Here is a 23,388-nt window from a genome sequence, read left to right on the forward strand (position 1 = left end):
CAAAGGTTACAATTCTGTGTCTACTTTATTCTAGATGTTCAGAATAGATTTACAATTATTAATTCGTCCTCTAGTTTCTTTTCGTTTATGAGGTTTATTTTTTCCTTTTCTCAATAAGTTATTTTCATCAAAACCCATTCGATTTGTTTTAAACATGTTATATAAAGTTTTTGTTGAAATACTTTTTATTTTATTTTCCTTTAAAAAATTAGCAATTATATCAAGCGCATAATTTTTAGTAATTAACAAATAATTAATAGTATTAATTTCTGTTAAAGTTAAAATTATTAATTTTCTACCTGCATTTTGCTTCTTTTTTTGAATTTGATTCAATATTTCTAATGGTAATAAGTTTTGATTTAATAATTTGCAAACTCTATGTACAGTTTATTTACTATAATCAACAGCTTTTGCTATTTTACGAATTGAAAATTCATAACTTTTATATTCTTTTATTGCTATTATTGATTCAATAGTCAGATACTTATACATTGTGCTAATTCCTTTCTTTTCTTAATTATAGAATTAACACAATTTAATTTTTATATAAATGTCCTTTTTAATTTTACAATTCAGGTTATATTTAATAAGATTTGTTGATTTTGTTTTATTCTTAATTTTTTCATTTTTTTTAAAAAAATTTAGAAACTTTCTTATCTTTTGAAAAATCTTTGGCAAAAGATAAACTATTATTACCCATTTTATCTTTCTCAATAAAATTAGCACCTTTATCAATTAATAAATTAATAAATTTTAAATCAGCATTACCCATTATAGCATAATGTAAAGGAGTATTATCTCCATTATTTTTGGCATTTATATTAGCGCCATATTTAATTAATAGATCTGCAGTTTCTAAAAAATTATGAAAACATGCATAATGTAAAGGAGTATTACCAGAATTATCTTTTTCATTTATATTTAAATTATTTATTTTATTAGTAAGAAAATAAATAACTTCCTTATTATTACCATTTTGTAAAAAGTAAATAAAAAGTTTTTGATCAAAAACTTTTCTTAAGTTTTCATCCGTTAATATTCTTTTTGCTTCATTCAATTCTTGCATTTTAAGTTTTCATTGAGGATTATTATTTTTATCTGGATGAGTTTTTAGAGCAGTCTGTTTGAATTTTTTTTAATTTCTGCTACTGATGCTGTTGGTAATACATTTAATATATCATAATAATTAGAAATTAATGATTCATCTTTCAAAATTCTTTTTTTCTCCTTTCAAAATAAAAAACCCATTTACTTTAAAATAAAGTAATGAGTTAAAAACTATATTTAGTTTTCAAATAAAGTATACATATTTGACTATTAATTTGGTAAATTTAAATATTTAAATTTACCAAATATTCTTTAGTGAACTTTATTTTATTCATCAGATTTTAATAATTCAATTAAATTTATTTTATTCATCAGATTTTAATAATTCAATTAAATTCATTTTATTTAATTCATGATTATTGATAATAAATGTTGATATATATATACCACCAATTATGGTAAAACTTACTGGTAATATTCATCATGTTATTGTAAATGGTAAAGCCACACCAACAAAACTAGTAAGAATAGAAATTAAACCATAAATAGCAAGGAAACCTAGGGCAAATCCTACAATATAACCAAGTAATGCTCAAGGTGTAAAAATACCTAAAGTAAAAGAATTAATTTCTCAATTAGTATATCCTTCTGCTTTCATATGAGCCATAAAACGACGAAATTGATCGGTAAATAAATCAGTAATCATAATAACAATTAATATTGAACAAATAATCGTTGTCACAATAAATAAAACACTAGCACTGAAAGCAATATCTGACATTTTAGTAAGCATTGCTTGTTGTCTTGATAATAAATAATTTTTTTTGACCATTGGTATATTTTGATTACCACTTAAACTAGTGGTTGCATAAATAGTATAATCATCTAAATTTGATTTAAAACTCATTCTTCCAATTAAATCAAAAACATTAGCATTAGCACTTAACTTACTATTAAATCATTGAAATACATCCGTTCCTGAATAATAAGGATTATCATCAATATAACTATAACCCATAATTTCATTAGCTCATTTTTGATCAACATAGGCTTTAGGAGTATCATAAGAATCTTGAATTCCCACAACTTGATATGTATGAAGTGGATTATCATTACCCGTAATATTTTTTCATCATGTTGGCATGTTATTTTTAATATCTGCTTGTAAACTATCAGCATTAATATTATTTTCTTTAGTTAAAATATTATTATTAACCATTCCCATAAATCATTCTGCTGGACGGTTTAATAAAATACTTAATGGATCTTTAGGGTCAAATCCATTATATGGCTTTACCAAATCATATGAAAAAGGTCTAATTCATTCACCTGTTGAATCGGAAATACGTGATAAATCAAAATCAATAGTTTTAGCATTATCAGCTGTTGGAATTTTACTATTTATAGCATGATGATCAATATCAGAAGGCAATTTTAATCAAATATCATTAACATTATTTCAAGTACTAGGTTCATTATTTATAATTGGTTGTCCTTTTTCATCATACATACCATTATACCTAGTGCCGTGGATATCACTATATTCTTTACTATTATCAGATAATTTTATTTTTTGATCACCACGATAATTTCATTTTGTTCCACTTTTTGATCAAATGCCACCATTTGTAGTATAAGAATCTGTTGGGGGTGTTTCACCGTAATATCAATTTTCTTTTGGTAAAGGAATACTTTTACCATCAATATTTTTATAACATAGAGTATTAACTTGTGGTACACCACTAAATTGTGAACCAACATCTAATCCAAATTTAGATTGAAAAGCACGATTGATAACCATTGGAATAGCATTAGCATTAGCATTATATTTTAAAGCTTTAACTTCATCATTTTTTAATACCAACATCGCAGTATTGGGATTAATACCAATAACATCCATTAGTTCTTTTTTAGCAATTTTTGTACTTTCATCAACACCAACTTTAAACTGTGTTACTAATTCTTCATCTGGTCCATTAATATCACCATTATTAATAGTTTTTGGATTAAAAGCAATAGTATTATGACCAATACTAAAATAATCATAAGGATCTTCTTTAATATTAGGTCTTGGCAAACTATCAATACTCTGACGAACAAAGCCTGGTAATACTTGCTTTAAAATTTCTTTAATTCCCTCTGGACCAGGTGGCACTCCAGGATTTGGAACTTGCAAAATATTAGGTAATTGGCCACTTGCAAAATTAACAATATTATATGAAAATATTTTTGATGGTGTATTATCTTCTTTACTTAAATCAGTTATTAACTGATTACTAAAAGCTTTGCCACCTAATCAACTATATGATCAAACTAAATCATTAAGATCTAATGTCCCTGTTGATTGTTCTTGATAATAAGAGGACATTTTTTTTATAAACTCTGCTCTTTCAGATTCAGGAAAAGATGAATCAAAAGTAAAAATATCAGCAAAATTATTAGTTAATTTTTCTTTTTTAAACAATAATGGATTATATCATCCAACACGTTCCTTTTTCTCATCATAAACAATTTTATCTTCAGGTCAAGGCATAGCACCATAAGTTGGATAATATTTCTCACCGCTTGGTCGATTAAAAAAATCTCATGAATATAATCCATATTTACTCATTGGCATATTCGGCATTGGTGTTTGATACTCATAATAATTTTTATATTTTTGAGTTTTGAAATAATTAACTTTTAAACTATTAATAGTGGCAGGAACTAGTGTTGTTGCTACAATTGAAAGTGAAGCTAAAGTAATAACTCCTGAAGTAACTAAAATTTTTTTTCAACTAGTTTTTGATAACGATAATAAAAAACGAAGACGAAAATTATTTTGTAAAAACTTGCTAGTTCTACTTTTAGGAACACCTAAAGCTAAATCACTATCTTTTTTAATTAAAAATAAAGGATCACGTTTTAAAAGACGAAAGGCAGTTAATAAAGTAACAATTGTAATAAAACCAATAATTAAAACAATTGAAATAAATAATGGAACAACATCAAAGTTAAAAACATTATATGGTAAAACAAATAAAGTATTAAAAATCTCAGTTAAATATACCTGAATTACAAGACCAACAATTCAGCCAATTGGAATTGCAATTAATAGTGTTAATAATGGATATGCCAAATAAGAAATCGTAATTTGTCATGTTTTATAACCTATTGATTTTAAAATACCCATTGAAACTTGTCCATGTTGGATTGCTTTTTTAACAATTAAAGTAGTAATAAAAATAACAACCGTTAGTAAAAATAATACTCCTGCTATTGCTGCAAATAAAAATCCAATTATTGCTGAATTAAATATCTTTTCTTTACTATTATAAAGCGAAAACTGACTATTACTACTTGTAACTACAGGATTTGGATTAATAAGGTATGTAGAAGACGATTGTGGTATTGGAACTGTATTACCATATTTCTCAACTAAATACTTATTATAATCATATTGATTTAAATCACTAACACCATTATCACTAAATATTGTTTTTTGAAAAAAATCATTAAATAAATCAACATCAAATTCATGAATACTATTTTTAGGAACATTATTTCATTTTGTAAAATACATTAAAGTATTATCAGTTTTATCTGCTGTCTTATATCAATTTCCATCATTTCATGCTGAAGGTGTAACATAAGCAATAAATTCAGTTCTTGTATTAGGAATTGGATCTAAGTCACTAATCGTTGGATAAATATCATAAGCATCACCACCAATACCACTAACAATAAAGTCAGTACCATTAATATTAATATGATCGCCTGGTTTATACCCTTTATTACTTTTATTTTTTCTTGCATATTGTGGCGTAATAACTATTTCATTTTTACTTGTTGGTGCAACACCTTCAAATACTTTTAGATTAGTATGATTTAAAGCATTAGGTAAACCAATATCAATAATTTTAGTATTAATTACTCCAGCACTGGCAGTAAATTGATTACGAACATATAAATCACGCATTTGTAATGCTGCAACCGCACGAATTAAATATGAAGAAAAAGCGTCTCTTTCAGTGCCATCACTAATCATATTATAGTTAAAAGGTGAATGATAACCAATAGAAGTATTAGTAAAATTAGTATAAATGTTACTATCTGATTCTGTTGCAGAAAAATTACGATAAATTCTCATTCATTGACCATTCATACCATAATCATTATCTAATCTTGGATCAGGTTCAGTTTCCTTAACTACTTTAATAAAAAGTTCATTTCTTTCTGTTTGATCTTGTAAATTAACACTATAAGGAATAGTAGCATCATTAGAAGAAGATCTAAAATTTATTTTATTTTCTAAAATTCAAGTGGTAACTTTATCATTATCAGTCTCCTTTAATATCGGATCTGTTGAATGTTTTGTAATCCATTCCTTAATAAAAGTATTAATAGATTGAAGAATATTGGGTGCTGTTTTTTTTAAAAAAACATCACGATATAAATCATCTGCTGCTGTTTTAAAATGGTTTTTTAAATTCTCATTAGCAGCATTTTTTGACTTTAATAATAATTGACCATAGATGCTTGCTTTAACATTATTATTATTCAAATTAAAAATTAAAGGATTATCTGGGTTTGTTCATCTTATATCATTAAACCCAGTAATATTACCTTTATTATCACGAGTATAATCAATAGTTAAGTTATCTTTAGTGATTGGTAGGATTTCTTGATCTGTCCCTATTTTTGTATCATCAAAATAAAGAGCTTTAATACTTTTACTATTAGTTCCATCTTGAACATAAAATCGACCTAACTTTAAACTAAAAGCTTGATTAGCAATTTGTTTAATACCTTGCGACACTGGTGAATAAGGTAAAACAGCATCAAACTTAAGATCATTTAATCCTAATTGATTGCTTCCTTCAATCATTCTAACGTACGAAATTCAACTTCCAGTAACCAACGAAGTTGCAAAAGCAGTAAGTAATAATAAAATAACTAATTGTAATTTACTTTTTCATGTAGCAACTAAAGTCTGCTTTAATAGTAACGCATTCTTAAATAAACTTTTTTTTGTTTTTTTATTAGTAGACACCATTTTTTTATTATTCACTTTTTCGCGTTTATTTAACCTTGCCATTACAGTTCTCCCTAATTCCTGAAATTAAAATTTTGCATTTAATTTTAATTATTAAGTTCACATATGGATTAATAATATCACACTTATACAAAATTAATATATAGGATAATTTTAAAAATAAATAATAGATAGTTTTTATAATGTTTAATTTTTCTCTGTTTGATATATTACCATATTTAAATTGTTTATTTAAATAAATTTTAAAATTATAATAACTAATGATACAATTTGTAAGAAATGAATTTAATTATTTTCAAAGTTAAATGTATTAAATTTTAGTAAAATAAAATTGACAAAAATAACACTTTATTTAAGGAGAACTGCTATGAAAAAAGTATTTACCAAGTTAGGAATTATCTTAATAACAAGTGCCACTATTCTACCTCTATCAGCTTGTACCTTTAATTTTTATGTTAACCGTGTAACTAATAGTATCGCTAAAAGTTTTGCTGACCAAAGTTCTGCTTTAATTAAAAGTATGGTTATGTCAAAAGAGTTAGGTGCTGATACTAGTAGTACTAATGATGATATTATGGGAAAAATTAAAAATAATAGTATTAATAATTTAACTAAAAATACTAGTTTAAATAATTGAGGTGATTTACAAACACGTTGAGGGGAAAATGGAAAAATTGATGTAAATAATTTTGATCCTGATAATTTTTTTAAAGCTTCTGGAACAGGTGAATTAACTAAAACCATCAATAGTAAAAAACAAGTTAATGATTTTTTTTCATCACTTGATTATATTAGAACTATATCAATTATGGCTAACCCACAATTAGAAAATATAGTTGTAGGTGCTGGTATGGACCCCATTTCTAGTTTTTTAAAATCATTACAAGGTGACTTAAGCACTTTACCAACCGGATTACAATTAGTTGCTAATTTAATTAATAACTATGGTCCTAATTTTTTAAATCCGCTAACTAGAATATTTGGTAATTTAGTCAATGGCAGTTGATCTGATCAACAAACTTCTACACCCACTGATGAAGAAACATTAATTAAATTTATGAATAATTGAAAAGATGATAGTGGTCAACCTTATAGCGCTTGAAATAATGGAGAAAGATGAAAAATAAGTCCAACTTTTGGTCAACTTCCTGGTCACAAAGTAAGTGATTGAAAGTCAAAACAAGATTATGATTTATATCATGGTGGCACTTTAATTAATTACTTGTTTTGAAAAATGAGTGAAGACAATAAAATTTTTGGTAAAGATGGTAAAAGTCCACGATATTTAGGTGGCGTTCTTTCAGAACATATAACACTTGATGGAAGTTTACTGCATACAGGTAACATAAAAGTTCATTTTGATAATAAAGGTTTTTTTGCTGATATAGAAAGATACCTTCCCTATCTTTTAACTAACCCACTTTATATCTTAACAATTATTGAAGCAATTATTCCTGTTATTAAAAAATGAATATTAGATATGCCAGATATTACTGAAGGTGTTAAAAACTTAACAATTGGTAATGGTTATCCATCAAAGCCAAGTGCTGGTAGCTATAATTTACTTGATATTATTAATACTATAAAATCTTTAATTAGCCAACCAGAAAAATTAAAACAAATACTTCTAACCGTATTTGCTAAAACTACAGCAGAAACTCGTGGTTTTGATACATTTCTTTATGATCTTAAACTTAATTTAAAAATATCAAAACAATTTTTTTTAAGGGTAAATTTAACTTTAGGAGGACTGATTGGTGATGAAATGTATAAACCTGATGACTTAATTGATACCATTATCAAAGCAATTAATACAGATAGTGTTAAAAACATTATTACTAGTATTACTGATCTAATTACCAAAATTTCAGAACAATACCCAGGTAATGAAGGTATTAATATTGATTTACAAGATTTAGAGAATTTTTTATTTAATAATACTACTGGTCTCTTAATAATTTTTAAAAATGATACTATTGTTACTCTAAAAAACATAATTAATAAAACTGATGTAACAGCAACCGATGTCGAAGAATTATATAAATCATTAGGTGGACACATTAATAAAGATGATCCAGAATATCCAACTTTTACTCAGAATTCAATACTTGATATTTTACAAAAAACTATGCTTGAACCACACAGTCAACTAAATAATATTTTAAATTTATTACTTGGTACTACTGATGAAAGTCATAAATTAGAAATTAAAAATATTATTACTACTAATAATAATCAATGAATTAAAGATAACTATGAAGTTTATTTTGATGCTGATAACACAACCGGCATTAATAAAAAAATAGGTAATACTTCTAATATTACTATGACTAAAACTACCATTAATAATATTGAAACAATTAATTTAAAATATGATTTTACATATAAAATTAAAAACACTACATATCATTTTATTATCACTGCTATTGATATTGAAAATTTAATTGATTTTCAAGGTATACGTACTTTTAAATTTAAAAGTATTACTCTAGTAAAATAAAAAACTAATTTTAATAATATTATTTACTAGATATTTAATAAAAAATAATAGTTATCATAATAATAATTATTTTTAACTATAAAATATATGACTATATACTATACAATTTTAATTTTAATGCTATACTTAATTAAGTGCTTATTAATCTCATTATATCAGATATTATTATCAGATTTATCAATTAGGCGCCAGAAAGAAGAGGCATTGTTAATGGAAAACAATCAAACAATCGAAGCATTATTAGAAGAAATTAAAGTTTTAAAAGAAACAGTATTTACTATTAATGCAAGTTTAACAACACTTGTAAAAATCACAGAAGAACGTGAAAAACGTTTTGCTGAACGTGGAGCAAGAACACAAGGGGATAGAAATTCTTCTGATCGTGGAAACTTTAGACCACGTTCTGACCGTGGTGATTCTAGTTGAGGAAACAGTGGTGGATTTAGCAGACGAGACCGTGACGACCGTAATCGTAAAGGATAATTTAAACAAATAAAAAAACTTATAACTAAATCTTAGTTATAAGTTTTTTTATTTGTTTAAATGTATAAATTAAATATTAAAAATAACTATTTTAATTTCACTAATTTGTTAATTTTTCAAAATCTAAAACACCATCAACTCAACTATTATTAAAATTAGTATCATGAGTTGTCAATAATACAGTGCCTTCAAATTCTTGCAATGCTTTTAATAAAGACTCTTTAGCTAAAACATCAATATGATTAGTTGGTTCATCTAAAATTAATAAGTTGTAAGGTTTTAATGCCAATGCTGCTAATCTAACCTTAGTTTGTTCACCACCAGAAAGTAAGTTCATTGGTTTCATTACTAAATTACTACGCAAGCCAAAACTTGCTAAAATTCTTCTAATCTCAACATCATTTAATTTAATATCTAACTCTTTTAAATAATTAAATGGAGTAGTACTAGTCATTACTTCAGTCTGATGAAAATATGCTACTTGCATTCGATCATCTAAATTAATATTTTCAGCAAGTGCTGGAATATTACCGGCTAATGTTTGCAAGAAAGTAGTTTTACCAATTCCATTATACCCTTTAACAACTCACTTACTACCAGTCTTAATAACAAAAGTAAGTGGCTTAATTAATGGTTTATGATAACTTATTTCAAGGTTTTTAGCTTGCACAGCAATTGAACTCGTTGTTTTATAATACTTAAAATAAAACTTTGGAGGAGACTGGATTTGCTGTTTTTCTAAAACATTAATTTTAGATAATTGTTTTCTTCTTGATTCAGCACTTTTAGCAGTTGAAGCACGTGCTGCATTTTTACTAATATAAGTTTCTAATTTTTCAATTAATTTCTTTTGATTTGAATATGCTGATTCATATTGACGATTATGTAAACTTTTTTGTTCTAAAAAACTTTCAAAATTACCAACATAACGAGTAATCATATAATTATCAATATCGAAAATAATATTACATGTTGTATTAATAAAATTACGATCATGTGACACCAATAAAAATGAACTAGGGTAATTTTGTAAAAACTTAGCTAATCAATTAATTTGTTCAATATCAAAAAAATTAGTTGGTTCATCAAGTAATAAAAAATCATCTTCATTTAATAATAATTTTGCTAATAATACTTTTGCTCTTTGACCACCACTTAAACTACCTAAAGTTTGTTCTAAAAGCTGTAAATTAATACCCAATCCATCAACTAAACGACCATTTTTTTTACTAATAGTATCAAATCCTTGGTGTGTCAATTCATCTTGAATTTTCATTGCTTTCCTTAATAACTCTTCACTATAATTATTAGCCATTTCTGCATATAAGTTTTCCATTTGTTGTTCACGTTCAAAAAGTTTTTGATAACTTTCACGCAAATATTGTAAAACTGTTAATTCTAAATTAACCTCTTGATGTTGATCCAAATACCCAATTTTAATTTTAGGATGAATATTTAAATTAATATGATCTACAGATACTGTTCCATTAATAATATTTAATAATGTGAACATCTAGTGAACATCTAGAATAAAGTAGACACAGAATTGTAACCTTTGTGTTAAAAATACTTTAAGGAAGGTGTTCATTTTTTTATGGCTAAATGACTATCAAAAGACCTGAATTGTAAAATTAAAAAGGACATTTATATAAAAATTAAATTGTGTTAATTCTATAATTAAGAAAAGAAAGGAATTAGCACAATGTATAAGTATCTGACTATTGAATCAATAATAGCAATAAAAGAATATAAAAGTTATGAATTTTCAATTCGTAAAATAGCAAAAGCTGTTGATTATAGTAAATCAACTGTACATAGAGTTTGCAGATTATTAAATCAAAACTTATTACCATTAGAAATATTGAATCAAATTCAAAAAAAGAAGCAAAATGCAGGTAGAAAATTAATAATTTTAACTTTAACAGAAATTAATACTATTAATTATTTGTTAATTACTAAAAATTATGCGCTTGATATAATTGCTAATTTTTTAAAGGAAAATAAAATAAAAAGTATTTCAACAAAAACTTTATATAACATGTTTAAAACAAATCGAATGGGTTTTGATGAAAATAACTTATTGAGAAAAGGAAAAAATAAACCTCATAAACGAAAAGAAACTAGAGGACGAATTAATAATTGTAAATCTATTCATGAAAGAAATTTAATCATTCCTAATATTAAAAATATACAAGAATTTGGTCATTTAGAGGGTGATACTATCATTGGTAAAGATCATAAAAGTTCTATTATTACTTTAGCTGATATATGATCAAAAACCACAATTCCTTTAGTTTCTAAAAATCATAAAGCAGAAAATATTACAAAAAGTATAATAAAATTTATTTCAAAGTTACAAAAAGGAACAGTTAAAACTATTACTTTTGATCGTGGTAAAGAATTTAGTAAATGAAAATTAATCGAAAAAATTTGCAATGTTAAGATTTATTTTGCAGATCCTGGCAAACCTTGTCAAAGAGGTTTAAATGAAAATAATAATGGTATTTTAAGAAGATATTTACCAAAATCTACAGATCTATCTTTATATAAACAAAAAGACTTAAATGCTATAGCATTTCAAATTAATTCTACACCCAGAAAATCACTATCTTATAAAAGCCCAATAGACTTAATACAATTATTTTAAAAACTGTCCCATTTGTCCCATTTATATTTACAATTCAAGTAATATTATTTAAATAATTACCTAGTTACTGATATTTTTTATTTTTAATATTAGTAACATTTTTTCATATAAGGAAGTTTAAAAATAATTCCTTTATTTAATTGAACTAACTATTTAATTATGCAATAATATTGTATTGTATATAACTCAATTATTATTAAGGAGGCGCACAATGCGTGATGGATTAACTTTAAGATGTGAAGTTTGCAAAGAAGAAAATTATATTGCTGATCGTAATAAAAAAACTAAGCCTGAAAAATTAGAAACAAAAAAACATTGTTCTCGTTGTAATCAACATACACTACATAAAGAAAAGAAATAAGTAAAACTTATTTCTTTTCTTTAATTTGCAGTACAATATACTTAGTTATTAATTAATGATTTATTAAAAGGATTGAATTTAAAATGAAAAATTTAAATAAAAAAGAAATTATTGAAACAATATTAACCAAAAATAAAATAGATGCTATGTTATTTTATTCTCCCGAAAATCGCTTTTGATATAGTGATTTTATTTCAACGTTAGGTTATTTATTGATTAGCAAAAATGATGCAAATTTATTATTAGATGGAAGATATATTACTGAGGGAAAAGAAAATGCCAAAAATGTTAAATGCATTCAATTTAGTAATATTTTTTCTTCATTGAAAGATTTATTAAAATCACAAAAAATTAAAAAAATTGGTTTTGAAGCAGAATATATTACTATTGCTCAACTAGAAAGTTGAAAGCAAGAAATTAAAGATATTGAATTTGTTCCAATTTATGTTAGTTCACTAAGAATGATTAAAGATGAAATCGAAATTGCACGAATTGCAAAAGCTTGTGCTATTGGTGATTTGGCTTTTAATGAAGTTTTAAACTTTATCCGACCTGGTGTTAGTGAAAAAGATGTTGAAGATATAATATTACGTTCATTTGTTAAAAATGGTGCAACAAAAGCATCATTTGATACTATTGTTGCTTCTGGAGAAAGAGGAGCAATGCCTCATGGTAAAGCCAGTAATAAAAAAATTGGCAATAATGAGTTAATTACTTGTGACTTTGGTTGTGTATATGAAGGTTTTTGTTCAGATATGACTAGAACTTTTGCGATTGGTAAAGTTAATCCAAAATTAATTGAAATTCATGAAATAGTTAAGTCAGCACAAATGGCAGGAATTAAGGCTGTAAAGCCGGGTATAGCTATTGGTGAAATTGATAAGATTTGTAGAGAATATATTAAAGAAAAGGGTTATGAACAATATTTTACTCATGGTACTGGTCATGGACTTGGTATTGAAATTCATGAATCACCTTGAGTTATTAAAAATGAATCTACTATTTTAGTTCCGGGAATGGTTATTACTGTTGAACCAGGTATTTATATTCCTAATTTAGGTGGTGTTAGAATTGAAGATGATATTTTAGTTGCCAAAGATGGTTATCAAATTTTAACAAAATCATCTCGTGAAATTGATATTTGAAAGGAGAAAAAATAAAAATGATTAACGTTAATGATTTTAAACCAGGAATTACTTTTTTACATAATAAAACTGATATTTTAATAGTTATTGAATCAGCACATTCTAAAAGTGGACGTGGACAAGCGCATGTGAAAGTAAAAGCAAAAAATTTAAGAACACAAGCTATTATTAGTATTACTTTTACTGGTGGTGATACAGTTTATCCAGCTATTTTTGATAAACGACCAGCAATTTATAGTTATGATGATGGTATGTATTCAGTTTTTATGGATAATGAAGATTATAATGAAATTAGGATTGATCAATCACGCTTATCATGAGAAAAAAAATTTTTAGTTCCTGGTAATGAAGTATCATTAAGGGTTTATAAAAATTTAGAAATATTAGGTATTGATTTACCTCCTTCGGTAGTATTAGCGGTTGTTGATGCTCCACCAGGAGTAAAGGGAAATAGTGTTTCTAATACAACAAAAACAGCTATTTTAGAAACTGGTTTACAATTACAAGTACCAATGTTTATTAATAATGGTGATAAAATTGTAGTAAGTACAGATGAAGGGAAATACAAAACTCGCGCTTAAGAAAGGTGAATATTATGGAAATACTTATTGAAGAAAGTAAAGTTGGAACATTAAAATTATCTTCGTTAGTTATTAAAAAATTTATTTATATGTTATTAATTAATGATAACTATCAATTAACATTAGAAGATGTTGAAGTTCTAATGTTAGAAACAAATGTTATTACTGCTATTAATAATAATATTGTTGTGCGAATAAAATTAATTGTTAATCCAAATGAAGATTTAGTAAATTTAAAAAATAAAATTAATAATTTAATTTTAAGACGTACTGAATCAGCTTTAAATTTATTTTTATTAAATATTCATATAATATTTATTGCTCAAACTAAGGAAGTAGAAATCAATAATGCAAGAACAAAAGAAGATAACCCAGCATCATAAAAGAATTGGCATGATGGAAGTATTATATCAATATTTCCTTGAAGGCCAATCACAACAAGCGTTTAAACAATTTCTTTTTGAAGAAGAAGGTAAGAGATTAATTACTGAACAATGTGAGATATTAAATAAAATAATTGATTATGAATATGATTTAATAGATTTAATCAATAATAATTTAAAACAAGGATGAGATTTTGAAAATTTAAAACCAATTGAACAAGCAATTTTAATTTTAGCAGTGTATGAAATTGTCCATACTAAAACAGATAAAAAAATTATTATTAATGAAGCTATTATTATAACTAAAGCTTATTGTCCAAATGATGCTTATAAATACATTAATGGTGTTTTAGATAAAATAAATAAGTAATTATAACTAGTATATGATTGAATTTAGTTAATAACTATATTTCTAATATAAATATATTATATTATTTTAAAGATAGTTTTTTATTTTATAATCCAATATTTTTGTTTAATATAACTATTTTTTTAAAATTAATAGTTAAAAAATAAAAAAATAAAGTATAATTTACTTTAGTTAAGTATCATTTTTCACCGCAAGTGTAAAGTTTGATACTTTTTTTATTATTTTATGATAAGATATATTAAGATTTATATTTATTTATAAATCATTCAATTTTATTAAAAAATTCCTAGCAGGATTGATTTTAAATGAATATTTCATATAATTTTTATGTTAAAAAAATTTTTTATGCTTGTTATGTTAAAAATGTTGTTTTACCTATTGATATTTTAAAAAATCAAAGAAATAAATTAGGTATAAAAAATATTGGTAATGTTACTAAGTTAAGAAATAATAATGTTCGTACTAAATGTAAATTAGTTCAAAAAGCATTACATAATTTTTATAATGCAAGAATTTTAAGTTTTTTAACTTTGACTTATCATAAAAATGAAACTGATATTAAAAAAGCAAAACATGAACTTGTCAAGAAAAGTGGACAATAAAAGTAACCTTTTATTAAATTTTATAAAATAGCGTTTGTAAATGTTAAATTTATAGGTATGAAGTAATTATTTGTTGGTTTGAAATGAGCTAATCGATATTCGATTGGACTCATTCCTTTTAATTTTATTTGAGGTCGATAATTATTATAAAAGTAAATATATTTAGGTAAGTTGTCTTGTATTCATTCAATAGTTCTATTTTTTCTTGGAATTTGATATAGAAATTCTGTTTTCATTGTTCCAAATCAAGTTTCAGTAGCACCATTATCACAGGAATTACCTCTTCTAGACATTGAAATTTTTATTTTTAATTCATCACATAAAATTTTATAAGAAGGATTTGTATAGTGAAATCCTTGATCTGATTGTAAAATTCATGAAGTAGGTTTTTGAGCATTAACTCAAGCTTGGATAATGTTTTGGACAATAAATGTCATGTCTAAACTTGCACTTATTTTATAATCTAATATTTCATTATTATGAAAATCTTTAACAATTGATAAATAATATGTTTTACCATTAGTTAATAAATAAGTTATATCAGTACCTAATTTTTCATTTAAATTAGTAGTTGAAAAATCACGTTTTAATAAATTATCATATCTTAAACTTCCTGATTTAGTTCTATAATCAAATTTTTTTATGCGAACCTTAGCTTTTAAACTCATATTTTTCATATATCTATATACAATATGAAATTTTAATTTTAAATTATAAATTTTGTTAATTCATAAAGTTATCATTTTATAACCATAAATTTCTTGAAATTCATAAAAAATATTTTTAATTATATTAGCTAAAAATGTATCTCATTTATTAAATTCATTCATTCCATTCTTAATTCACTTATAATATCCTGATTTTGAAACATTTAATAATCAACATAAATAACTAATCTGATATTTTTGAGGCTTTTATGTAATCTGTGTATCTTTGTTTTACAAAGTACTAGTTTAGATTAATTCTATCTTCAAATTTTATCATAAAATGAGCAATTGCTGTATTTCAATTTTGAATGGGCATTGTTCATTTTTTTGTTATATTTTCAATTGCTAAATAAAATATTTTAAAAACTGCCATATCATTAGGAAAAACTTTTTTATTTCTGATAACTTTTCGTAATTGACTATTTACAGATTCAATAGCATTTGTTGTATAAATCACTCTTTTAATTTCTGCAGGATAACTAATAAAAACAATTAAATTATCTCAATTTTTATATCAAGATTTAGCAATTTGAGGATATTGTTTATTTCACTTATTTTCAAAGGATTCTAAAGCCTGCATTGCTTGTTCTTCACTACATGCAGTATAAATTGGTTTTAAATCTGCAACTAGAGATTTTCTATGCTTATATGAGACATATTTCAAACTATTTCTAATTTGATGAACTATGCATAATTGATGTTCTGTTTTAAGATAAACTGATTGTATTGCTTCTGACATGCCTGTTAAATTATCACTGAACTTGTCAAGAAAAGTGGACAATAAAAGTAACCTTTTATTAAATTTTATAAAATAGCGTTTGTAAGTGTTAAATTTATAGGTATGAACTAATTATTTGTTGGTTTGGAATGAGCTAATCGATATTTGATTGGACTCATTCCTTTTAATTTTATTTGAGGTCGATAATTATTATAAAAGTAAATATATTTAGGTAAGTTGTCTTGTATTCATTCAATAGTTCTATTTTTTCTTGGAATTTGATATAGAAATTCTGTTTTCATTGTTCCAAATCAAGTTTCAGTAGCACCATTATCACAGGAATTACCTCTTCTAGACATTGAAATTTTTATTTTTAATTCATCACATAAAATTTTATAAGAAGGATTTGTATAGTGAAATCCTTGATCTAATTGTAAAATTCATGAAGTAGGTTTTTGAGCATTAACTCAAGCTTGGATAATGTTTTGAACAACAAATGTCATGTCTAAACTTGCACTTATTTTATAACCTGAATTGTAAAATTAAAAAGGACATTTATATAAAAATTAAATTGTGTTAATTCTATAATTAAGAAAAGAAAGGAATTAGCACAATGTATAAGTATCTGACTATTGAATCAATAATAGCAATAAAAGAATATAAAAGTTATGAATTTTCAATTCGTAAAATAGCAAAAGCTGTTGATTATAGTAAATCAACTGTACATAGAGTTTGCAGATTATTAAATCAAAACTTATTACCATTAGAAATATTGAATCAAATTCAAAAAAAAGAAGCAAAATGCAGGTAGAAAATTAATAATTTTAACTTTAACAGAAATTAATACTATTAATTATTTGTTAATTACTAAAAATTATGCGCTTGATATAATTGCTAATTTTTTAAAGGAAAATAAAATAAAAAGTATTTCAACAAAAACTTTATATAACATGTTTAAAACAAATCGAATGGGTTTTGATGAAAATAACTTATTGAGAAAAGGAAAAAATAAACCTCATAAACAAAAAGAAACTAGAGGACGAATTAATAATTGTAAATCTATTCATGAAAGAAATTTAATCATTCCTAATATTAAAAATATACAAGAATTTGGTCATTTAGAGGGTGATACTATCATTGGTAAAGATCATAAAAGTTCTATTATTACTTTAGCTGATATATGATCAAAAACCACAATTCCTTTAGTTTCTAAAAATCATAAAGCAGAAAATATTACAAAAAGTATAATAAAATTTATTTCAAAGTTACAAAAAGGAACAGTTAAAACTATTACTTTTGATCGTGGTAAAGAATTTAGTAAATGAAAATTAATCGAAAAAATTTGCAATGTTAAGATTTATTTTGCAGATCCTGGCAAACCTTGTCAAAGAGGTTTAAATGAAAATAATAATGGTATTTTAAGAAGATATTTACCAAAATCTACAGATCTATCTTTATATAAACAAAAAGACTTAAATGCTATAGCATTTCAAATTAATTCTACACCCAGAAAATCACTATCTTATAAAAGCCCAATAGACTTAATACAATTATTTTAAAAACTGTCCCATTTGTCCCATTTATATTTACAATTCAGGATTTTTAACTTTTCTTCTTTTGATAGTCATTTAGCCATAAAAAAATGAACACCTTCCTTAAAGTATTTTTAACACAAAGGTTACAATTCTGTGTCTACTTTATTCTAGATGTTCACACTGCAGGCAATAAGAATATCATTTAAGCCACGATTTTTCATTTCTGTTAAATTTGCTAATCAAAATTTAGCACCTTCATTTTCACTAATTCATAAACCTAAAACATCTTTTTTACCTTCTAAATCAACTCCTAAAGCTATATAAACTGATTTATTAATAATCATTTTATCTTGTCGTACTTTCACTATTATGCAATCAAAATAAACAATCGGATAGACACTTTCTAATGGTCGATTTTGCCATGCTTTTACATCATCAATAACATCATCAGTAATTTGACTAATAACACTTTCACTAATATCAGCACCATGATATAACTCTTGTAATTGCATTCTAATATCTGATAATGTCATACCTTTTGCATATAAAGAAAGAACTTGTTGATCAAAACCATCAAATCTTCTTTGTCTTTTTGCAACTATTACAGGATTAAAATTACTATTGCGATCTCGTGGTACATCAATCTCAATTTTACCTTGTTGAGTTATTAATTTTTTTGAACTTATACCATTACGAGCATTGTCACTATTACTATGTTGATTCTTATCATATCCTAAATAATTTTGCATCTCAGAATTCAACATTTTTTCTACTAATCTTTTTGTTAATTCTTTATACAATCCTCCCTCTTTAAAAACTGTTGTTAAATCTTCAGTATTTTCTAATAATAAATCTACTGCTTTTGATATTGGATCATTATTATTAATATTTTGCTTTTTAGCCATCTGTAACTCACTCTTTCTAGTCATTTAATTATATTTACTAGAATTAATTAAACATAGTTATTTTTGTAAGTTACACAGATTACTAAACATTACCAGATTATTTATTAAAATATCCATTAGGATATATACGATTTCATTTTATATCTCCTTGATGTTTTGGTTTAATGCCAAAATATAAATCTATTTTATGATAGTCTCCACTTTTATGTGACCATATTGTTGCTCCACCACCACCAGAAGTTTTTGTATAATCATAATTTAAAAATGATAATTCATTTTTACTTTCATGGGTAAGCACCCCCCATGATTAATCCTATTGTTCCAGTTGTAGCACCAGTTAGTGCTAATGCTAATGTTATTTTACTTAAATTTGTTTTTATTCATGCTTTCATAATAAATTTCTCCTTTTTTATTTTGTTATTTTTTCTTAACTCTTGACAAGTTTTTAATCATTTTGGTAATAATTCATGTTCTAAATTAATTGCATGATTTTCACAAAGAAAAAGACTAAACGTTGTTCATTTTAATTTCAATAATACAATATTACTTCATTTGTTATTACAATTTTTGCTTTGACAAACAACATTCATTTTGCAAAATCTTTTTTAAAAATTTCAAATTATTTACAACTTTTAATGATTTTTCTTTATTCATCATAATTAACTCCTTATTTTTTAACATTTTATTGTTTAATTGTAACCATTTTTAGTGATTATTACAAGTATGCTTTTAAACGCAAAATAATGACAAAATTAAAGGTGTTTATTTTATGAAACCTATACTATTAATGATACTGTACTTGTTTATTATATAGCAAATGTGAAGATGCTTTTTTTCACACCAGCATTATTTTTACCCCTAATGACATTTTTATATGGATATACTGCATAAAATAAAGCATCATAAGGGTCTTGATACATATTTTTGTCTGGAATGTTAGTTTTTTGTTTCATCATAACGTAACTCTTCTAAACATTGAGTAGTTTTTGGTAAATCATCTTTATTAGCATAAAAGTTTCCATAACTCATAATATTTCTCATTCAAACTACTCTATTAGTTAATCCTGCTTCTTGATTTAGATTTGAAGCGTGTTTAATAGCCGTTTGTATTATTAGAATAGTATTATGTTCATCTATTAATTTTTGATTTAATCAATCCATGGCAGTTTGTGCTTTATCATCATAAAAATAAATTGCTTGGTCAAAATTTTCAAAATTATCCATTAATCCTAAAATTTCATTTACATAAGCATTAATCTTTTCATTTTCATTAATAAAATCATTTGGTGTAACTACTAATTCACAAATAATATAAGCATCATAATATCCGGTATTATTATATTCTTTAAAACCAACTATCATAAATACAGTATGGTCTTTATGACCAGTTGCTCAATCAACACCAACTGAATAAAAATCAAATTTATACATATCTTTTTCTTGATTATAAAATTGTTTTAAATTATATGATTGTCAATATTTTACGGTTTTTTGAAATGGAAAAATTGTTGCATCACTATCTAAAAATTCAAAACCATAAAAAACAGTATTAAATTCATCAGGATTACTTTTTTTCATTTCTAATAATGTTCTTTTTTGAATATCTGGTAATTTATTTCAAAATGGTTGAATAGTAAATCTTAAAACAAATAAACCTAAGCAACTAAACATATCTTTATTTTCATAATAAACTTTACCAATTTTTTTTAAATTATCCATAATTTTATCATTTAATGGTAAAAATGGTGTACAGTATTTTAAATAAAATCGATGATATTTATCATAAGGATTACATGTAAAAGTAATAAAGAAACTTTTATAAAAATAGTGAGTAATCTTTTTTCCAAAATTAGGACTATATATATTTTTCTCAATAAACGTTCAACTTCATTCTTTAATAGGTTCTTTTGATACTTTAATACGATTACTTCTAAACATAGAGTTTTGTAAACGTTCATATCGATATGTTAATTGCTTTTCTGTTAAAGTTTCTTTTTCTTCAGCCATTATTATTTCATCTGTTCTTGAACCTAAAAAACTTGACCCACCCGCTTCTTTTCCAAAAATTTTATTACCATTAGCATAACCAATAAAATCAATTTGCTGATTATTAGGAAAAATAATACATCCTCCATCCTTAGTAATTTTTCATTTAATTCCATGTGGATTACTTGGTAATAAATTAATATCATATTCATCTAACAAGACTTGACAAACATTCATTAATGCACCAATTGTAGTTTCACTATGAGTATTTTCATAGCGCCTTACTTCTTGGACACTACTATCACTAAAATTACAACATATAAATAAATCAAATGCTAAACAATTTCAAGTTTTTCTTGTTCCACGTGCAGTTGGTACAAAACGATAAAAACAATTGGTAGTGAAAAATTCTGCTCATTCCAAACCAACAAATTTTTTAAAAATATCTCAACTAAAACCATAATTATTATCACTAAAATTAAGATTATATTTTTTATTTAATTGTGCATAACTACTAATAAAAGTCATATTTACTCCTTATTTTTTAAAAAAATTAAACTTAAACTATTAACAAATCCAATTTAGAAAGGAAGATTAAACATGAGTGCAAAATACAAATGAATTTATCAAAAAGAATACGCTAATATTAATCAATTAGTATTAGCACATATAAAGCAAAAATGAGAAAAATTAGATAGAAAATTTTTTAAAACAAGAGATAAAAATAAATATAAAATTGTTGATTATAAAGAAAGAAAAAGAAAAACAAAATATGGTATAGTGATTTATAAACGACGTATTTATGAAAATTATAACACAGAATTACAAAAATGAGTACGTATTTGTTTAGTTGATGAAGAATTAGAATTACCAAAATATAAAAGAATTGGTGAAGACATAGAACAAATTGTTATTGAATATTTTGGGACTTTCCAGCAATCTGTGTAACTTACTGATTTTACAACTAAAATTTATTTAAAAAACACAGTTTTTAGGAAAGTCCCAATATTTTGCTGATGGAAAAAGATACAAAGATATTTGCGATATTTTAAAAGATGCTGGTTTAACTACAATGGATATTCATAGAATTTTTGAAAAACATAAAGTTTTTAATAAAAATGTAGAAAAAATTAAATTAGAAAAAAATCAACCCATTTATATTAGTATTGATGATGGCCATCGAAAGTTTTGAGAAATTAAAAGACAAATTAATAAGTATTCAATGCGTTTAGTAGCATTTTATACAGATAATATTAATCATACATTAGTTAATAAAAGAGTAAATGTTGTTATTAGACCAAATAAAACAAAAATTGGAGTTAAAAAAACTGCTGAATTTATTTTAGAACAAGGAAAAAGATTTTTTGAAAATTTTGAACAAGCTAAAATCATTATTTGTGGAGATAGTGCAGGATGAATTAAAGAAGTTGCCATTTAATTAGAACATTATATCTTGGTATACTTGCTGGAAATAAAGGTAAATATTGACAAGAATATGATACTTGTAAAAATTTAATTGAAAATGGTCAATATGATAAGTTAATTAATTATTTATATAAAGAATTAGATAATCATAAAAAATTAAAAAAACAATATTTTAAAAATAATAAACAGGGAATTATTAATCAATCTGCAAAATGAAATATTGGTACTTTTGCTGAAAGTAATATTTGACATATTTTAAAAGAAATGCTTGGCAATAGAACATATAACATTAATATTTATATCAAAATGGCTACATTTAGGTGTAATCAAATAAATTTAAAAATATAATTTTAATGAACATAATAATTATTAATTATTTCACAATTTTGAATTGCATCTCAAAAGTTATTATTTTTTATTTTTATTTTAAAAATCAAAATAAAAGTTATAAATAAAATTGTTATATATAGTAAAAATGGACTTATAATTAGGCATAAAATAATTCCCGTTTGTAATTGTACTCAAGCATGATAATTTTCTGGATGATTTGTTATATTACAAATAGAATTTGGAGAATGAAATAATATAAAACTTATACCAAAGTGTTTTAATGCTCCAAATCCATTACAATATTTGTCACTATGTTTATAACCAATAATATAATGAAAATTACTAAATCAAATTAAATATAAACCTATAACTGTAATTAAAATTATAAATGCAAATAATATTACAGTTATACCTTGTAATATTTTAATTTTTTTCATTTTGAATACCTCTTTTTAAATCTAAATATTAAATAACAACTAATTGCATGAAAATTAAGTTTTTTTCATGTAAAAATAATATCAAATTTATTAATTTTTAAAACATAATTTTTATAAATGTATTTTAGTTGTAATTAAATTTTATTAGTAGTACTATTTATTTACAATTACATAATAAAAGTCTTAATTTA

General features: G+C 24.2%; 20 protein-coding genes and 5 pseudogenes. 12 read left to right on the plus strand and 13 right to left on the minus strand.

Features of this window, described 5'->3' with window-relative positions; genetic code table 4:
• Positions 1 to 42: 42 nt before the first annotated feature.
• The 3 genes and pseudogenes from ACQH20_RS02585 to ACQH20_RS02595 form a co-directional block, all read right to left on the minus strand.
• Positions 43 to 492 (minus strand): annotated as a pseudogene (locus tag ACQH20_RS02585) (helix-turn-helix domain-containing protein); the annotation flags it as partial.
• A gap of 139 nt (positions 493 to 631) precedes the next feature.
• Positions 632 to 1,123: pseudogene (locus ACQH20_RS02590) on the minus strand (ankyrin repeat domain-containing protein); the annotation flags it as partial.
• A 288-nt stretch (positions 1,124 to 1,411) separates the two neighbouring features.
• The gene (locus ACQH20_RS02595) at positions 1,412 to 6,124 is read right to left on the minus strand and encodes an FtsX-like permease family protein (protein WP_425377412.1); all 4,713 of its coding nucleotides are present in this window, start codon (positions 6,122 to 6,124) and stop codon (positions 1,412 to 1,414) included.
• A 484-nt stretch (positions 6,125 to 6,608) separates the two neighbouring features.
• Here ACQH20_RS02595 and ACQH20_RS02600 point away from each other — a divergent pair, with 484 nt between their 5' ends.
• Positions 6,609 to 8,582 (plus strand): hypothetical protein, encoded by a 1,974-nt coding sequence (locus ACQH20_RS02600; RefSeq protein WP_425377413.1) that lies wholly within the window; start codon positions 6,609 to 6,611, stop codon positions 8,580 to 8,582.
• 210 nt (positions 8,583 to 8,792) lie between these two features.
• Positions 8,793 to 9,065 (plus strand): hypothetical protein, encoded by a 273-nt coding sequence (locus ACQH20_RS02605; RefSeq protein ID WP_425377414.1) that lies wholly within the window; start codon positions 8,793 to 8,795, stop codon positions 9,063 to 9,065.
• 100 nt (positions 9,066 to 9,165) lie between these two features.
• Here the strand turns inward: ACQH20_RS02605 and ACQH20_RS02610 are convergent, their stop codons facing one another.
• Positions 9,166 to 10,578 carry an ABC-F family ATP-binding cassette domain-containing protein gene (locus ACQH20_RS02610; protein ID WP_425377415.1) on the minus strand — a complete coding sequence of 471 codons (1,413 nt, stop codon included), beginning with the start codon at positions 10,576 to 10,578 and terminating at the stop codon, positions 9,166 to 9,168.
• Between the two features lie 189 nt (positions 10,579 to 10,767).
• On the opposite strand from ACQH20_RS02610, the gene ACQH20_RS02615 reads away from it, so the two are divergent.
• From ACQH20_RS02615 to ACQH20_RS02645, 7 genes are all read left to right on the plus strand, one after another.
• Positions 10,768 to 11,712 carry an IS30 family transposase gene (locus ACQH20_RS02615; RefSeq protein WP_425376675.1) on the plus strand — a complete coding sequence of 315 codons (945 nt, stop codon included), beginning with the start codon at positions 10,768 to 10,770 and terminating at the stop codon, positions 11,710 to 11,712.
• Positions 11,713 to 11,923: 211 nt separating this feature from the next.
• Positions 11,924 to 12,073, plus strand: a complete 150-nt coding sequence (rpmG, locus tag ACQH20_RS02620) for a 50S ribosomal protein L33 (RefSeq protein WP_174481164.1) — start codon at positions 11,924 to 11,926, stop codon at positions 12,071 to 12,073.
• An 83-nt stretch (positions 12,074 to 12,156) separates the two neighbouring features.
• Positions 12,157 to 13,233 (plus strand): M24 family metallopeptidase, encoded by a 1,077-nt coding sequence (locus tag ACQH20_RS02625; RefSeq protein WP_425377416.1) that lies wholly within the window; start codon positions 12,157 to 12,159, stop codon positions 13,231 to 13,233.
• A 2-nt stretch (positions 13,234 to 13,235) separates the two neighbouring features.
• Positions 13,236 to 13,799, plus strand: coding sequence for an elongation factor P (gene efp, locus ACQH20_RS02630; RefSeq protein ID WP_425377417.1), 564 nt, complete (start codon positions 13,236 to 13,238; stop codon positions 13,797 to 13,799).
• Between the two features lie 14 nt (positions 13,800 to 13,813).
• Positions 13,814 to 14,182, plus strand: coding sequence for a hypothetical protein (locus ACQH20_RS02635; protein ID WP_425377418.1), 369 nt, complete (start codon positions 13,814 to 13,816; stop codon positions 14,180 to 14,182).
• Complete coding sequence (gene nusB / locus ACQH20_RS02640) at positions 14,148 to 14,552, plus strand: transcription antitermination factor NusB (protein ID WP_425377419.1); 405 nt, start codon at positions 14,148 to 14,150, stop codon at positions 14,550 to 14,552. Before ACQH20_RS02635 ends, nusB begins: the two co-directional genes overlap by 35 nt.
• 305 nt (positions 14,553 to 14,857) lie before the next feature.
• Positions 14,858 to 15,154 carry a hypothetical protein gene (locus ACQH20_RS02645; RefSeq protein ID WP_425377420.1) on the plus strand — a complete coding sequence of 99 codons (297 nt, stop codon included), beginning with the start codon at positions 14,858 to 14,860 and terminating at the stop codon, positions 15,152 to 15,154.
• 20 nt (positions 15,155 to 15,174) lie between these two features.
• Here the strand turns inward: ACQH20_RS02645 and ACQH20_RS02650 are convergent, their stop codons facing one another.
• The 3 genes and pseudogenes from ACQH20_RS02650 to ACQH20_RS02660 form a co-directional block, all read right to left on the minus strand.
• Positions 15,175 to 15,984 (minus strand): IS3 family transposase, encoded by an 810-nt coding sequence (locus ACQH20_RS02650; RefSeq protein ID WP_425377421.1) that lies wholly within the window; start codon positions 15,982 to 15,984, stop codon positions 15,175 to 15,177.
• 118 nt (positions 15,985 to 16,102) lie between these two features.
• Positions 16,103 to 16,618 (minus strand): annotated as a pseudogene (locus ACQH20_RS02655) (IS256 family transposase); the annotation flags it as partial.
• Positions 16,619 to 16,707: 89 nt separating this feature from the next.
• Positions 16,708 to 17,082, minus strand: a complete 375-nt coding sequence (locus tag ACQH20_RS02660) for a transposase (RefSeq protein ID WP_425377422.1) — start codon at positions 17,080 to 17,082, stop codon at positions 16,708 to 16,710.
• A 110-nt stretch (positions 17,083 to 17,192) separates the two neighbouring features.
• Between ACQH20_RS02660 and ACQH20_RS02665 the strand changes: the two are divergent.
• Positions 17,193 to 18,138, plus strand: a pseudogene (locus ACQH20_RS02665) (IS30 family transposase).
• 146 nt (positions 18,139 to 18,284) lie between these two features.
• Here ACQH20_RS02665 and ACQH20_RS02670 read toward each other — a convergent pair.
• The 5 genes and pseudogenes from ACQH20_RS02670 to ACQH20_RS02690 all read right to left on the minus strand — a co-directional run.
• Positions 18,285 to 19,019 (minus strand): annotated as a pseudogene (locus tag ACQH20_RS02670) (IS256 family transposase); the annotation flags it as partial.
• A 97-nt stretch (positions 19,020 to 19,116) separates the two neighbouring features.
• Positions 19,117 to 19,317, minus strand: a complete 201-nt coding sequence (locus ACQH20_RS02675; RefSeq protein WP_425377423.1) for a hypothetical protein — start codon at positions 19,315 to 19,317, stop codon at positions 19,117 to 19,119.
• On the minus strand, positions 19,298 to 19,609 hold the full coding sequence (locus ACQH20_RS02680; RefSeq protein ID WP_425377424.1) for a hypothetical protein: 312 nt from the start codon (positions 19,607 to 19,609) through the stop codon (positions 19,298 to 19,300). The genes ACQH20_RS02675 and ACQH20_RS02680 overlap by 20 nt, the downstream gene beginning before the upstream one ends.
• A 216-nt stretch (positions 19,610 to 19,825) precedes the next feature.
• Positions 19,826 to 19,975 carry a hypothetical protein gene (locus tag ACQH20_RS02685; protein WP_425377425.1) on the minus strand — a complete coding sequence of 50 codons (150 nt, stop codon included), beginning with the start codon at positions 19,973 to 19,975 and terminating at the stop codon, positions 19,826 to 19,828.
• A complete protein-coding gene (locus ACQH20_RS02690) occupies positions 19,956 to 21,533 on the minus strand; it encodes a hypothetical protein (RefSeq protein ID WP_425377426.1) in 1,578 nt (525 codons plus the stop codon). Before ACQH20_RS02690 ends, ACQH20_RS02685 begins: the two co-directional genes overlap by 20 nt.
• A gap of 72 nt (positions 21,534 to 21,605) precedes the next feature.
• On the opposite strand from ACQH20_RS02690, the gene ACQH20_RS02695 reads away from it, so the two are divergent.
• Positions 21,606 to 21,953 (plus strand): UPF0236 family transposase-like protein, encoded by a 348-nt coding sequence (locus ACQH20_RS02695; protein WP_425377427.1) that lies wholly within the window; start codon positions 21,606 to 21,608, stop codon positions 21,951 to 21,953.
• A 124-nt stretch (positions 21,954 to 22,077) separates the two neighbouring features.
• Positions 22,078 to 22,443, plus strand: coding sequence for a hypothetical protein (locus ACQH20_RS02700; RefSeq protein WP_425377428.1), 366 nt, complete (start codon positions 22,078 to 22,080; stop codon positions 22,441 to 22,443).
• Positions 22,444 to 22,780: 337 nt separating this feature from the next.
• Here ACQH20_RS02700 and ACQH20_RS02705 read toward each other — a convergent pair whose 3' ends face one another.
• Positions 22,781 to 23,197: a hypothetical protein gene (locus tag ACQH20_RS02705; RefSeq protein ID WP_425377429.1), complete on the minus strand. Its 417-nt coding sequence runs from the start codon at positions 23,195 to 23,197 to the stop codon at positions 22,781 to 22,783.
• Between the last annotated feature and the right edge of the window lie 191 nt (positions 23,198 to 23,388).

This window comes from Spiroplasma endosymbiont of Aleiodes alternator (assembly GCF_964031135.1).
Lineage (GTDB): Bacteria > Bacillota_I > Bacilli_A > Mycoplasmatales > VBWQ01 > Spiroplasma_E.